The organism is Paragemmobacter kunshanensis (assembly GCF_011059185.1).
Taxonomy (GTDB): domain Bacteria; phylum Pseudomonadota; class Alphaproteobacteria; order Rhodobacterales; family Rhodobacteraceae; genus Paragemmobacter; species Paragemmobacter kunshanensis.
This window is the reverse complement of the sequence record NZ_JAALFE010000002.1, coordinates 283,264-296,823: the sequence shown is the minus strand read 5'-3', so window position 1 is coordinate 296,823 and position 13,560 is coordinate 283,264. Positions and strand designations below refer to the sequence as shown.

Here is a 13,560-nt window from a genome sequence, read left to right as displayed (position 1 = left end):
GCCTTCAACACCATGTTTTATATAGGAAATATAATGGTCAGGACAGCGAAATCAGCGCCTTACTTGGGAAATGTGGGGTCCAATGGCTTCCAGTTGTCTGTGTGCTTATCGAAGACGTGCGCTAGATCGGATTTCTGTTCATCTACCTGACGTTTACTACCCAGATACGGCGGGTTCCCGCAGATGTATGTCTCCCCACCCTCGTTCTCGAAGTCGATCTGCGCCTGATCCAGCGGCGTGTGGAACAGGTCCTCGGCCACGAACTTCACCCCGGTCCCCGTGGGCGGACAGATCGACAGCCAGTCCAGCCGCAGGGCGTTGCCTTGGGTGATCCAGTTCTGCGCGTTCAGCGGCAGGAACTCGGCCCGCGCCTGCACCTCGCCGCGATAGGTCACGTCGCACTGAAACTCTGCGATGATCAGCGCCAGACGGGCGATTTCGGCGGCAAAGTCACGCAACTCGATCCCGCGGAAGTTGGTTTTCGGGATGTCAGTCTTGCGGTCCGCCTCGCCGCGACGTTTGTTGATCTCGGCCTCGATCGCCCGCATCTCCTTGTAGGCGATGACAAGGAAGTTGCCCGATCCGCAGGCGGGGTCGAACACCCTGATCTTGGCCATCCGGTTGCGCAGGTTCAGCAGTTTGCGGTGGTTGTCGCCCGCCTCCTCCAACTGCGCGCGCAGGTCATCCAGGAACAGCGGGTTCAGCACCTTCAGGATGTTCGGCACCGAGGTGTAGTGCATGCCCAGCGCCGATCGCTCGCCCTCATCCGCGACGGCCTGGATCATGGAGCCGAAGATGTCGGGATTGATCTTGGTCCAGTCGAGGCTGCCGATGTGCAAGAGGTAGCTGCGCGCGATCTTGGAAAAGCGCGGAACGTCGGTGTCGCCGGAAAAGAGACCGCCGTTGACATAGGGAAAGGCGTTTGCCCAGTTGCGAAGGCCGGACGCTGGGCGACCCTCGATCTTCGTGTTCATCGCCCGGAAGATTTCGCTGATCACCCAATGGGTATTGCTGCTGTCTTTGTCGCTGAACTGGCCCACGGTGGTGGTGAACAGGGTGACGCCGTTGAAGATGCCGGTGTCTTCGGCGAAGAAGCAGAAGATCAGCCGCGCCATGAAGTGGTTCATGTCGTGGCGGCGCGCCTCGGTCCCCCATTCGGGGTTGTCCTTCAGCAGTTCGACATAAAGCCGGTTCAGGCGGCCGGTGGCCTTGATGTCAAAGGCGCTTTCGCGGATCTGCTTGACGGTGGTGATGCCCGCGAGCGGCAGGAAGAAGCCGAAGTGATTGTGAAAATCGGGATAGGCGCAGGCGATGGGCGGATCGTCGGAAGTGAGGTCCTCTGCCTCCAGAGTCTCGCCGTCAGTTGCAAGGATGAACCGGGCCCTGGCGCGGGCGGTGGCGGGGCTGGCGCGGAGGGCAGCTAAGGTATTCGGAACATGGCCCACATCGCAGGTGGCAATGTGGATGTTATTGGCCTGCAGAACACCGCCCAAGTCCGACTTGTTCGACACTCCGGAGCGCAAGCGCTTCAAGGTCACATCCTTGTTGCCGAAGGCGGCGAGGAATTGAAACGGGAACTCCTGCCGATCGAAGGGTTGCTCGGCCAGCTCGGAGATGGCCTGCTCAATCTCAACCGCGTTCATATCTGCTCATAACTGCTTCTGCGAATTGCCTCATAGAATGGGTTGGGACTGCGATACTGTCAAAGGACACAACAGAGTTCGATGACAGTCGCACATCCATGCAAACGGGACAGAGATCGCACTCTCGCCGAAACCCAGGAACAAGGAATTAATTTCAATAACTTAGAAATTGCGTACCGCTTGAGCACAGTTCACAGCCTTGGAGAGAAATGGGCCAGAGAGAACGCCTAGCTTAGTCCCGGCGCCGGGGCCAGTGCTCAGCCCCTCCCGCATAACCCTCGAATACAACGAGAAAATCCGGCCGCAGTCGGATCGGGAGAACGCTTTCGCTAGGGCAAGTGGCGGAAGCGGTGGGATTCGAACCCACGGTGCGGTCTCCCGCACGCTGGTTTTCAAGACCAGAGCCTTAAACCACTCGGCCACACTTCCCCGACCGCCCGCCAGTCCTGCCCCCGATCAGCGCAAGCGACATCGGGGGCGGTTGTCGGGCAGGACTGCCGCTTCTTGCCGCATTCGCGCCCGACAGTCCAGCACCCGCGCGACGCGGCGGCCTTGAAAGGGGTCTGCGGCCTGCGCGACGCCCAAAGGCCACGATGGCGTGAGATTTCCGCCCATCCCCGCCCCCTGCCCTTTCCACGCGCAAAGCCTGACTGTATGATCCGCCCGCAAGGCAGGGGCATTCACCGAATATCTCCGCCCGCAGGGCAGTAAAGAATAACCGCCGCTCCGATCCGGGCGGCACATGCGCGCGGGAAAACCCGCGGCGATGGGGCTGAACATGGCAAGACTTCCGAAAGCGCGGCTTGCGCTTCTTTTCCCGGCAATCGCGCTTCTGGCCGCGTGCCAGCCGGGGCAGAATCCCTTTGCCCGCAAATCCGCGGATACGGCATCGGCCGAGGCGGCCGCACCCGCCCGCGCGGTGAAACTGGTGGATCGCGATGTCGAGGCGCCCGAGGTCTTTCAGGTCACCGATCAGGCGCTCTGGGACGGGCGGCCCTCGCTCGGCGGGGTCTGGGTGGCCTCGCCCGATGCGGTGGATCCCGAACGGGTGATCCTGCGCAACCCGGCCAATGGCAAATTCGTCATCGGCGCGCTGTTCAAGCGCGAGGTGTTCAATCCCGGCCCGCGCCTGCAGATCTCTTCCGATGCGGCCGAGGCGCTCGGTCTTCTGGCAGGCCAACCCGGCAAGATCAGCGTCACCGCCCTGCGCCGCGAAGAGGCCGCGCCGGAAACCGATGCCGCAAAACCCCTGCTTGATGCCAACGAAGCCGTGACGGCCACCTCGATCGACGCCACCGCCAGCAGCGCCATCGACAAGGCCGAAGGCAAGGCCGAGGATCAGGCCGCAGACAAGCCTGCCTCCACCCCCGCCATCACGGCCACGGCCCCCGCGCCTTCTCCGGCCCCCGCAGCCACCACCGAAACCGCCGCCGCCGCGCCGACAACCGCCCCGGCCCCTGCCCCCGCCGCCCCGGCCCCCGCCAAGGGTGACATCACCCTCCAGATCGGCATCTTCTCGGTCGAGGCCAATGCCGACCGCGCCGTCGCCTCGCTGCGCAAGGCGGGCATCACCGCCACCTCGCGCAAGGAAACCACCCAGGGCAAGACATGGTGGAGCGTGACCGCCTCCGGCACCGGCGACCGCGCGGCGCTGCTGGCGCGGGTCAAGGAACTGGGCTTTGCCGATGCCTATCCCATCGGGCGATAGGCCGCCGTCACTGATACAGAAGGACCACTCCGCATGAAGATCCTGCGCCATGCCCTCGGCCTTGCCGCGCTCGCCCTCCTCGCGGCCCTTCCCGCGCGCGCCTTCGAAACCCGCGCCACCGCGGCCTGGGTCTATGACATGACGACGCAGACCGTGCTTCTGGACAAGAACGCCGATACCCCCCTGCCCCCGGCCTCGATGTCCAAGCTGATGACGATCAACATGCTGTTCGAGGCGCTGCGCGATGGTCGCGTCACGCCGGAAACCACCTTCGCCGTCTCCTCCCGGGCCAAGGCGATGGGCGGATCGACCATGTTCCTGAACGAAACCGACCGGCCCACGGTGATGGATCTGGTCCATGGCATGGTCATCAACTCTGGCAACGATGCCTGCGTCGTGGTGGCCGAAGGCCTGTCCGGCACGGAAGAGGCCTTCGCCCGGCTGATGACGGAACGCGCCCGCGCGCTGGGGATGACCAATTCCAACTTCACCAATGCCTCCGGCTGGCCCGATCCGGGCCATCGCATGTCGATGCGCGATCTGGGCATCCTCGCCAAAAGGCTGATCTCGGAGTTCCCGGAATACTACCCGATCTTCGCCGAGACCGAATTCAACTTCATGGATCGCGCCCCGGCCAATGCCAACAACCGCAATCCGCTTCTGCGCATCGCGGCGGCCGACTGGCAGGCAGACGGGCTCAAGACCGGCCACACCTCCGAGGCGGGCTATGGCCTTGTCGGCTCTGCCGTCATGGGGGAACGCCGGGTCATCTTCGTCATCACCGGCCTCGCCTCCGACAAGGACCGCGCCGAGGAATCCGAGGCGATCGTGAACTGGGCCTTCCGCCAGTTCGCCGAAAAGACCATCGTCAAGGCCGGCAGCCGCGTGGCCGAAGCCCCGGTCTGGCTGGGCGCGGTGGATGGCGTGGGCCTTGTCCCGGCCGAAGACCTGCGCCTGCTCGTGCCCGCCCAGGTGCAGGAAGGCGTCTCGGCCGAAGTCGTCTATACCGGCCCGATCAAGGCCCCGATCCGCGCGGGCCAGCAACTGGCGGAACTGATCGTCCATGTCCCCGACCTGCCCGATGCGCGCATCCCGCTGGTGGCCGAAACCGACGTGGCCGCAGGCGGCTTTGGCAAAAGGCTGACCACCGCCGCACAGCAACTGATCCAGCGCTACCTCAACGATCCGGGCGAAGCGGCCGCCCCGGCCTCGTGATGGCGGGGCATTTCCTCAGCTTCGAAGGCATCGACGGTTCGGGAAAATCCACGCAGGCCCGGCTGCTTGCCGATGCCCTGCGCGCCCGGGGACGCAGCGTCACCCTGACGCGCGAACCCGGCGGCTCTCCGGGGGCCGAGGAAATCCGCCGCCTCGTGCTGGAGGGCGACCCGGATCGCTGGTCGGCGGAAACCGAGATCCTGCTCTTCACCGCCGCCCGCCGCGACCATCTGGAAAAGACCATCCGCCCGGCGCTGGCGCGCGGCGACATCGTCATCACCGACCGCTTCGCCGATTCAACCCGCATCTACCAGGGCATCACGCGCGGCGATCTCGTGGCCACGGTGGACCGCCTGCACGATCTGATGATCGGCACCGAACCCGACCTGACGATCCTTGTCGACATCGACCCCGCGCTTGGCCTGTCCCGCGCCCGCGCCCGCGCCGGCACGGAACTCAGGTTCGAGGATATGGGTCTGGACACCCAGATCCGCATGCGCGCGGGCTTCCTCGACCTTGCCGCCCGCCATGCCCGGTTCCGCCTGATCGACGGCGCGCGCGATGCGGATGCCGTCGCCGCCGACATCCTCGCCACCGTCCTGCCGCATCTGGGCTGATCCATGGCTGCCACCGCCCCCGAGGACATCCCCGAACCCGACCGCATCGAAGGCGCCCCCCATCCCCGCGAAACCGCCCGCCTCTTCGGCCATGACAGGGCCGAATCCGGCTTCCTCGCCGCCTTCAACGGCGGACGCATGCATCACGGCTGGCTGGTGACCGGCCCGCGCGGCCTGGGCAAGGCCACGCTCTGCTGGCGGCTCGCCCGCTTCCTGCTCGCCGCCCCGGCCGAGGATGGCGGCCTTTTCGGCGCGCCCCCACCGCCCGAAACGCTGGACACCGCCGAGGATGATCCCCTCGCCCGCCGCATCCGGGCGCTCGCCGAACCCCGGCTGTTCCTGCTGCGCCGCCCCTGGGATGACAAGGGCGCCCGCCTGAAGCAGGACATCACGGTGGATGAGGTGCGGAAGATGAAATCCTTCTTCACCCTTTCTGCCGCCGATGGCGGCCGCCGCGTCGCCATCATCGACAGCGCCGACGAGATGAATGTCAGCGCCGCCAATGCCCTGCTGAAACTGCTCGAGGAACCGCCCCCCGCCACAACCTTCCTGCTGGTCTCGCATCAGCCCCACCGCCTGCTGCCCACCATCCGCTCGCGCTGCCGCGAATTGCGGCTCGCGCCCCTTGCCCCGCCCGATCTGGCCCAGGCCCTCGCGCAGGCCGGGGGCGAGGTGGCGCCGGATCAGGCCGCCGCCCTTGCCGAACTCGCCGGCGGTTCCGTGGGCGAGGCGTTCCGCCTCACCAACCTCGACGGGCTGAAGCTCTATGCCGCGCTGGTCGATCTCTTCTCCACCCTGCCCCGGCTGGATCGCCCCCGCGCGCTGGCGCTGGCCGAACGCGGCGCAGGCCGCGGGGCCGAGGCCCAGTTCGATCTCCTGATCACCCTGATCGACCTCTTTCTCGCCCGCCTCGCCCGGGCCGCCGCCACCCGCCAGCTTCCGCCCGAGGCCGCCCCCGGCGAAGCCGCCCTGATCACCCGCCTCTCCGAAAGCCCCGACGCGGCCCGCGCCTGGGCCGACATCGCCCAGACGCTGGCCCAGCGTGCCCGGCGCGGCAAGGCGGTCAACCTTGACCCTGCCGCGCTTCTCATGGATATGGTTCTGAAAATGGAAGAGACGGCGGGAACGCTCGCCCATGGGTGAGCCCCTGATGACCGCCGCGCCAAACAGTCCCCTGCCCGAAATCGTCGACAGCCACTGTCACCTCGATTTTCCCGATTTCGCCAGCGAATTGCCCGATGTCATCGCCCGCGCCCGCGCGGCGGGCGTCACCCGCATGGTCACCATCTGCACCCGCCTGAAGAACGAACCCGCCGTCCGCGCCATAGCCGAGGCGCATGACGGCGTCTTCTACGCCGCAGGCACCCACCCGATGAGCGCGGCGGAAGAACCGCTTGCCACGGTGGACCAACTCATCGCCCTGTCGCGCCACCCCAAATTCGTGGGCATCGGCGAAACCGGCCTCGACTACCACTACACCGCCGACAGCGCCGAGGTGCAGAAGACCTCGCTCCGCCTGCACATCACGGCGGCGCAGGAAACCGGCCTTCCCCTGATCATCCACGCCCGCGCGGCGGATGAGGACATGGCCGCGATCCTGACCGAAGGCTTCCGGGAAAGGCCCTATTCCTGCGTCATGCACTGCTTCTCCTCCGGCGCGGGGCTGGCGCGGGCGGCGCTCGATCTCGGCTTCTACCTCTCCATGTCCGGCATCGCGACCTTTCCCAAATCACAGGACTTGCGCGATATCTTCGCCGCCGCGCCGGTGGACCGCATCCTTCTGGAAACCGACAGCCCCTACCTCGCCCCCGTGCCCTATCGCGGAAAAAGGAACGAACCCGCTTATACGGCCTTCACGGCAAGGACCGGCGCCGCGCTCTATGGCCTGACCGAGGCCGAATTCGCCGCCCGGACGACGGCGAATTTCGAACGCCTCTTCCCCCGCGCCGCCCGCGCGGCCAAGGCCGCCTGATGGCCACGCTGCGCTTCACCATCCTTGGCTGCGGATCGTCGGGCGGTGTGCCCCGCCTCGGCCCCCCCGGCGGCGACTGGGGCAATTGCGACCCAGTGAACCCCAGGAACCGCCGCCGCCGCTGTTCGCTGCTGGTGGAACGCGAAACCACCGACGGCACCACCCGCGTCCTGATCGACACCACGCCCGACATGCGCGAACAGCTTCTGGATGCGGGCATCGGCACGCTGGATGCCGTGGTCTACACCCATTCCCATGCCGATCATGTCCACGGCCTCGATGATCTGCGCCAGATCGTCTACAACATCCGCCGCCGCCTGCCCGTCTGGGCCGACGGCCCCACGCAGGACGCCCTCATCGCCCGCTTCGGCTATGCCTTCGTCCAGCCCGCAGGCAGCCCCTATCCCCCCATCCTCGACCTGAACGCCATCGAGGGTGACATCCACATCGCCGGCGCGGGCGGCACGCTGCGCCTCACGCCCTTCTATGCCAATCATGGCAGCATGGATGCGCTGGGTTTCCGCATCGGCCCGCTGGCCTATCTGCCCGATGCCGTGGAAATCCCGGCAGAAAGCTGGGCGCATCTTGAAAACCTCGACTGCTGGATCGTCGATGCGCTTCGCCGCAAGCCGCATCCGACCCATGCCCATCTCGACATGACGCTGGGCTGGATCGCCCGCGCCCGGCCCGCCCGCGCCGTGATCACGAACATGCATCACGACCTCGACTTCGCCGAGATGGAGGCCGAGCTTCCCCCCCATATCCGCCCCGCCCATGACGGGATGGTGATCACCTACGACAACATGCCCGGCTGATCCGTGAACGCCCTTCTCGATGTCATCCTGCCGGTCTTCCTCGTGATCGGTTTCGGCTATGCCGCCGCCCGCGCGCGGCTGTTCGAGGATGGCGCCGTGGACGGGCTGATGCGTTATGCCCAGAACTTCGCCGCGCCGACGCTGCTTTTTGCCTCCATCGCCCGGCTGGATCTGTCCGCAACCTTCCAGCCCGCGCTGTTTCTTTCCTTCTACATCGCGGCCTTCGCCAGCTTCGCCATCGCCTTCACCGGCGCTGTTCTGGTCTTCCGTCGCCCGGTGACGGATGCCACCGCCATCGGCTTTGTCGCGCTCTTCTCCAATTCGCTGCTTCTCGGCGTGCCGATCACCGAACGCGCCTATGGCAGCGACGCCCTCGCCGGGAACTTCGCCATCATCTCGATCCATTCGCCCCTTTTCTACGGCTTCGGCATCGCGCTGATGGAATGGGCCCGCACGCGCGGACAGGGCCTCTCCGGCGCGGCGCTCGCCCGGCAGATCCTCCGCGCGATCTTCTCGCAGCCGCTGGTCCTGGGCATCACGGCGGGCTTCGCGGTCAACCTTACCGGCCTGCCCCTGCCCGCCGTGGCATGGTCGGCCATCGGCATGGTGGCCGCCACCGCCATTCCCACCGCCCTCTTCGGCCTTGGCGGCGTGCTGCTGCGCTACAAGCCGGACGGTGATTTCCGCATCATCGCCATGCTCTGCGCCTGCTCCCTCCTGCTCCATCCCGCGCTGACCTACCTCCTCGGTCGCTTCGCCTTCGGTCTGGAAACGGCGGGCCTGCGCTCTGCCGTGATGACGGCGGCCATGGCCCCCGGCGTGAACGCCTTCCTTTTCGCCAATCTCTACGGCGTGGCGAAACGCGTGGCCGCCTCCAGCGTGCTTATCGCCACTGCGCTTTCGATCGGCACCATCTGGGCCTGGCTGCAGATCCTGCCCTGACACGGGCCGGACAGGGGCAAGACCCCTGTCCGAAGATCCGTCCCCGCGCCCGGCGGATCAATGCGGCGTCACACCCCGCAGCCGTTCCGACCGGCGCCGCAGCAGTTCCACCGTGGCCAGCAGGCAGATCGAGATCACCACAAGGATCGTCGCCACCGCCAGGATCGCAGGGCTGATCGCCTCGCGGATCCCGTTCCACATCTGGCGCGGGATGGTCTGCTGGTCGGGCCCCGCGATGAACAGCACCGCCACCACCTCGTCGAACGAGGTGACAAAGGCGAACAGCGCCCCCGACACCACCCCCGGCAGGATCAGCGGCATAACCACCTTGAAGAAGGTGCGCGAAGGCGATGCGCCAAGGCTGGCCGAGGCGCGGATCAGCGACTGGTCGAACCCCGAAAGCGTGGCCGTCACGGTGATGATGACAAAGGGAATGCCCAGCGTGGTATGGGCCAGGATCACGCCCAGATAGGTGCTGGTCAGCCGCCCGCATTCGGTGCCGATGATCGAACAGGGGTTCGAATAGAAGAAGAACAGCCCCGTCGCGATGATGATGATCGGCACGATCATCGGGCTGATCAGGATCGCCATCACCACCCGCCGATAGGGCATTTCCGGCCGCGACAGGCCCAGCGCCGCCAGCGTGCCCAGCACCGTGGCAAGGATCGTCGCCCAGAAGCCGATGATCATCGAATTCTTCGCCGCGCGCACCCAGCTTGAATTGTTCCACATGTCCGACCACCAGGCCCCGTCGCGGATCGCATCCGGCGTCTGCATCCCCAGCGTCAGCAGCGCATCATACCAGCGCAGCGAATAGCCCGCCGGATCGAGGCGCAGCATCGCCTCGGTAAAGGTGAAATAGGGCTCCACGTTGAACGAAAGCGGGATCACCACCAGGATGGGAGAGATCAGGAAGATGAAGATCGCCGTGCACAGCACCAGATAGGTATAGTGCCAGAGGCGCTCCAGCGGGCTTGCATAGATGGGCAGGGCCATGTCGCGCCTCCTCTCAGCCGAGTTTCAGGTTGTCGATGCCGATCAGGCGGTCATACAGCCAGTAAAGCACCAGCACCCCCGCCAGCAGCATCGCCGACAGTGCCGCCGCCATGGACCAGTTCGAATTCTTCATGTGGAAGTCGATCAGGTTGGAAATCAGCTGGCCATCCGCCCCGCCCACCAGCGCGGGCGTGATGAAATAGCCCACCGCCAGGATGAACACCAAAAGCGACCCCGCCCCGATCCCCGGCAGGGTCTGCGGCAGGTAGATCCGGCGGAAGGTGGTCCAGCTTGTCGCGCCCAGGGACCGCGCCGCGCGGGCATAGCTGGGCGGGATCACCCGCATCACGGAATAAAGCGGCAGGATCATGAAGGGCAGCAGCACATGCGTCATCACGATGATCGTGCCGGTCTGGTTGTAGATCATCTTCAGCCGCCCGTCCGCCGAGATCACACCCAGCGCCACAAGGAATTCGTTGATCACCCCTTCCCCCTGCAGCAGCACGATCCAGCTTGTCGTCCGCACCAGAAGCGATGTCCAGAAGGGCAGCAGGACAAGGATCATCAGAAGGTTCGCCTTGGCCATGGGCAGCGTGGCCAGAAGATGCGCCACCGGGAAGGCCAGCAAGAGGCAGGTCACCGTGATGACAGCCGACACGACGAAGGTCTTCACGAAAAGATAGATGTAGATCCGCCCGTTCTCCTCGACCCGGCGGATGCTGCCATCCTCGGCGCGTTCCATGTCCAGGGCCGACAGGTAGAAATCCGCCGTATAGGCGCTGGCCGAGGATCGCATCGCCTGCCAGACCGCCGCATCGTCCCAGCGGTCGTCGATGGCAAGGAAGGCCTCCTTGAAGGGCGGGGCCAGATCATCGGCATTGCGCGCCGTCTTGGTGATCAGCGACCGCGTCTCGGGCAGGGTATAGTTCACCCGCGTCCCGGCCTCGCCCGCCGTCTTGTTCTCCTTCATCGCCTTCATGTCGGCGGCGAGGGCGGCAAAGGCCGCCTCGTCCGGCGCGGTGCCGGCGGGATTGGCGTCGAACCATTCCAGCGTCGCAGGCGCATTGGCCGAGAACCCGTCATGGTGAAAGGACCGGTCCAGCATCTGCCCGATGGGGATGATGAAGGTCAGCACGACAAAGGCCAGAAGGGGCGCCACCAGCAGGAAGGCGCGCCGCCTTGCGCGCGATTGCGCCTCGGCGAGGGCGGCCTTCAGCGGGCGCCCGTCGGCCGTGGTCAGGGGGGCAGCGGTCACATCGGCCATGGTCGGTCTCTGTCTGAAGGGAATGTCCGGGAAAGGAAGGGGGGCGCGGCCCGGCCGCGCCCCCCCAAAGGCTCAGATCACTGCGCCAGCCAGGCGTTGAAACGCTCGTTCAGTTCCTCGTTCCGGTCCACCCAGAACTCGGCCGAGGTTTCCAGCGCGTTGGTCATGTTCTCCGGCGCGGTCGGCAGGTGCGGCGCCATGACCGTCTTGCCGTCCTTGTAGAGCAGCTCCTCCTTCAGCGCCGACTTGCGGGCCGGGCCGTAGGAGATGTAGGTCGCCTGCGCCCGCAGACCTTCGGTCGAAGTGGCATAGGCGATGAATTCCAGCGCCTTGCCCTTGTTCGGCGCGCCCTTCGGGATCGCGTACATTTCGTTTTCGTAGATCTGGCCATCCCAGACGATCTGGAAGGGCTTGTTCTCGGCGATGGCCGCGTTGAAGATCCGGCCGTTATAGGCGGTCGTCATCACCACTTCGCCATCGGCCAGCAGTTGCGGGGCCTGCGAACCGGCTTCCCACCAGACGACATCGGCCTTGATGGTGTCGAGCTTGGCAAAGGCGCGATCCACGCCTTCCGGGGTGGACAGCACGTCATAGACTTCCGCCGCCGGCACGCCATCGGCCATCAGCGCCAGTTCCAGCACCGCCTTCGCGCCCTTCTTCAGGCCGCGCTTGCCGGGGAACTTCTCCAGATCGAAGAAATCGGCAGCGGTCGTGGGAACTTCGCCCGTGAACTTGGTCGTGTCATAGGCATAGACGTTCGACCAGATGTCGGTCGACACGGCGCATTCCGTCACGGCGCCGGGCAGGAAGTCATCGGCGGCCGGGGTGCCATCGGCACCGGCGGGCAGCGCGGCGATGTCGATCGGCTCCAGCATGCCTTCGTCGCACAGGCGGATCGCATCGGCATATTCGATCGAGGCCACGTCGATGGTGACGTTGCCCGCTTCGACCATGGCCTTGATCGGGGTGGCCGGGTTGTCGCTGTCGGTCATCTTGGCCGGGAAGCCGGATGCCGCCGACCAGGGCTTCACATGCGCCTCGGTCTGGGCTTCGCCATAGGCGCCGCCCCAGGACATCACCGTCAGTTCCTGCGCGGCGGCCGAAAAGGCAAGGCCGGTCAGGGCGGTGGAAAGGATCAGGATCTTCTTCATTGCGTGAACGCTCCCATGTTGAACAGAACTGCTCTGTCTTGTTGGCCACCCCGCCGGGGCGGCAACCGGGCCACTTGGCCCGGACCTCTGTCAGATCGGATCAAGCGCGCGCGCATCCGCGGGCGCCCAGCCGATCTGGATCTTTTCGCCGGGGGTCAGCACGCGCTGGCCCAGCGTGTTGCGGCTCTTGATGACGAAATCATCATGCCCCGCCACCTTCAGCACGGTGCGGAACAGGTCACCCATGTAGATGACCTCGATCACCTCAGCCTCGATCATATGCGCATCCGGCGGCAGCAGGTCGGGCTTGAACTCCACCCGCTCGGGCCGGATCGACACAAGCGTCTTCTGCCCGGTCGAGGATACGTTGACCGGCGTCGCGTCGATCAGCTCGCCGGTGTTCAGCCGCACCAGCGCGCGGCCGCCCTTGATCTCTTCCACCGTGCCTTCCAGACGGTTGTTCTCGCCGATGAACTGCGCCACGAAACTGTTGTCGGGCCGCTCATACAGATCCGACGGCGGCGCAAGCTGCTGGATCCGCCCGTCGTTGAACACCGCGATCCGGTCCGACATGGTCAGCGCCTCGCCCTGGTCATGGGTGACGTAGACCACGGTAATGCCAAGCGATTCATGCAGATGCTTGATCTCGAACTGCATATGCTCGCGCAACTGCTTGTCCAGCGCGCCCAGGGGTTCGTCCATCAGCACAAGCTTGGGGTCGAACACCAGCGCCCGCGCCAGCGCGATCCGCTGCTGCTGCCCGCCCGAAAGCTGCGCCGGGCGGCGGTTGGCGAATTTGCCCATCTGCACCATGTCCAGCGCGCGCATGATCTTCGCCTCGCGCTCCGACTTGCCCATGCCGCGCACTTCCAGCGGGAAGGACAGGTTCTCGCCCACCGTCATATGCGGGAACAGCGCGTAATTCTGGAACACCATCCCGATGCCGCGCTTGTGCGGCGGCACCTGGTTGATCGGGCGGCCATCCAGCAGGATCTCGCCATTCGTGGCCGTCTCGAAGCCCGCCAGCATCATCAGGCAGGTCGTCTTGCCGGACCCGGACGGTCCCAGCATCGTCAGGAACTCTCCCTTGGCGATGCTCAGGTTCAGGTCCTTCACGACAAGCGAAACACCATCGTAGCTTTTCTGCACATGGTCGAAAACGACGAATGCGTCGTTCTGGCTCTTTTCGGCCAATGTCGTCTCCCCGGTCTTTGTGGCGGGTGTCCCGCTCTTCTTC

11 protein-coding genes, 1 tRNA gene and 1 pseudogene are annotated in these 13,560 nt (G+C 65.6%); 7 read left to right on the top strand and 6 right to left on the bottom strand.

The window, feature by feature from the left end:
• Positions 1-77: 77 nt before the first annotated feature.
• Together G5V65_RS03850 and G5V65_RS03845 are read right to left on the bottom strand one after the other, a co-directional pair.
• A pseudogene (locus G5V65_RS03850) lies at positions 78-1,643 on the bottom strand (DNA methyltransferase); the annotation flags it as partial.
• Positions 1,644-1,982: 339 nt separating this feature from the next.
• A tRNA-Ser gene (locus G5V65_RS03845) sits at positions 1,983-2,072 on the bottom strand.
• A gap of 349 nt (positions 2,073-2,421) precedes the next feature.
• On the opposite strand from G5V65_RS03845, the gene G5V65_RS22620 reads away from it, so the two are divergent.
• Genes G5V65_RS22620 through G5V65_RS03810 form a run of 7 tightly spaced genes read left to right on the top strand, consistent with a single transcriptional unit; the run spans position 2,422 to position 8,912 of the window.
• Positions 2,422-3,351 (top strand): SPOR domain-containing protein, encoded by a 930-nt coding sequence (locus tag G5V65_RS22620; protein WP_165047210.1) that lies wholly within the window; start codon positions 2,422-2,424, stop codon positions 3,349-3,351.
• A gap of 33 nt (positions 3,352-3,384) precedes the next feature.
• Positions 3,385-4,566 carry a D-alanyl-D-alanine carboxypeptidase family protein gene (locus G5V65_RS03835; protein WP_165047208.1) on the top strand — a complete coding sequence of 394 codons (1,182 nt, stop codon included), beginning with the start codon at positions 3,385-3,387 and terminating at the stop codon, positions 4,564-4,566.
• Positions 4,566-5,183, top strand: coding sequence for a dTMP kinase (tmk, locus tag G5V65_RS03830; RefSeq protein WP_165047206.1), 618 nt, complete (start codon positions 4,566-4,568; stop codon positions 5,181-5,183). Before G5V65_RS03835 ends, tmk begins: the two co-directional genes overlap by 1 nt.
• Before the next feature lie 3 nt (positions 5,184-5,186).
• Positions 5,187-6,326, top strand: coding sequence for a DNA polymerase III subunit delta' (locus G5V65_RS03825; RefSeq protein ID WP_165047204.1), 1,140 nt, complete (start codon positions 5,187-5,189; stop codon positions 6,324-6,326).
• Positions 6,327-6,333: 7 nt separating this feature from the next.
• Positions 6,334-7,155, top strand: coding sequence for a TatD family hydrolase (locus G5V65_RS03820; RefSeq protein WP_165047238.1), 822 nt, complete (start codon positions 6,334-6,336; stop codon positions 7,153-7,155).
• Positions 7,155-7,970 carry an MBL fold metallo-hydrolase gene (locus G5V65_RS03815; protein WP_165047202.1) on the top strand — a complete coding sequence of 272 codons (816 nt, stop codon included), beginning with the start codon at positions 7,155-7,157 and terminating at the stop codon, positions 7,968-7,970. The genes G5V65_RS03820 and G5V65_RS03815 overlap by 1 nt, the downstream gene beginning before the upstream one ends.
• A gap of 3 nt (positions 7,971-7,973) precedes the next feature.
• Positions 7,974-8,912: an AEC family transporter gene (locus tag G5V65_RS03810; protein WP_165047200.1), complete on the top strand. Its 939-nt coding sequence runs from the start codon at positions 7,974-7,976 to the stop codon at positions 8,910-8,912.
• A gap of 57 nt (positions 8,913-8,969) precedes the next feature.
• Here G5V65_RS03810 and G5V65_RS03805 read toward each other — a convergent pair whose 3' ends face one another.
• The 4 genes from G5V65_RS03805 to G5V65_RS03790 form a co-directional block, all read right to left on the bottom strand.
• Positions 8,970-9,908, bottom strand: a complete 939-nt coding sequence (locus G5V65_RS03805; RefSeq protein WP_165047198.1) for an ABC transporter permease — start codon at positions 9,906-9,908, stop codon at positions 8,970-8,972.
• A gap of 13 nt (positions 9,909-9,921) precedes the next feature.
• Positions 9,922-11,172 (bottom strand): ABC transporter permease, encoded by a 1,251-nt coding sequence (locus tag G5V65_RS03800; RefSeq protein WP_165047196.1) that lies wholly within the window; start codon positions 11,170-11,172, stop codon positions 9,922-9,924.
• Between the two features lie 77 nt (positions 11,173-11,249).
• A complete protein-coding gene (locus G5V65_RS03795) occupies positions 11,250-12,323 on the bottom strand; it encodes an ABC transporter substrate-binding protein (protein ID WP_165047194.1) in 1,074 nt (357 codons plus the stop codon).
• 90 nt (positions 12,324-12,413) lie between these two features.
• Positions 12,414-13,517 (bottom strand): ABC transporter ATP-binding protein, encoded by a 1,104-nt coding sequence (locus G5V65_RS03790; RefSeq protein ID WP_165047192.1) that lies wholly within the window; start codon positions 13,515-13,517, stop codon positions 12,414-12,416.
• Positions 13,518-13,560: the final 43 nt, after the last annotated feature.

Coding starts and splice junctions, on each gene's coding strand:
- G5V65_RS22620 (WP_165047210.1), top strand. CDS start 2,422: ATGGCAAGACTTCCGAAAGCGCGGCTTGCGCTTCTTTTCCCGGCAATC.
- G5V65_RS03820 (WP_165047238.1), top strand. CDS start 6,334: ATGACCGCCGCGCCAAACAGTCCCCTGCCCGAAATCGTCGACAGCCAC.
- G5V65_RS03835 (WP_165047208.1), top strand. CDS start 3,385: ATGAAGATCCTGCGCCATGCCCTCGGCCTTGCCGCGCTCGCCCTCCTC.
- G5V65_RS03805 (WP_165047198.1), bottom strand. CDS start 9,908: ATGGCCCTGCCCATCTATGCAAGCCCGCTGGAGCGCCTCTGGCACTAT.
- G5V65_RS03800 (WP_165047196.1), bottom strand. CDS start 11,172: ATGGCCGATGTGACCGCTGCCCCCCTGACCACGGCCGACGGGCGCCCG.
- G5V65_RS03795 (WP_165047194.1), bottom strand. CDS start 12,323: ATGAAGAAGATCCTGATCCTTTCCACCGCCCTGACCGGCCTTGCCTTT.
- tmk (WP_165047206.1), top strand. CDS start 4,566: ATGGCGGGGCATTTCCTCAGCTTCGAAGGCATCGACGGTTCGGGAAAA.
- G5V65_RS03815 (WP_165047202.1), top strand. CDS start 7,155: ATGGCCACGCTGCGCTTCACCATCCTTGGCTGCGGATCGTCGGGCGGT.
- G5V65_RS03825 (WP_165047204.1), top strand. CDS start 5,187: ATGGCTGCCACCGCCCCCGAGGACATCCCCGAACCCGACCGCATCGAA.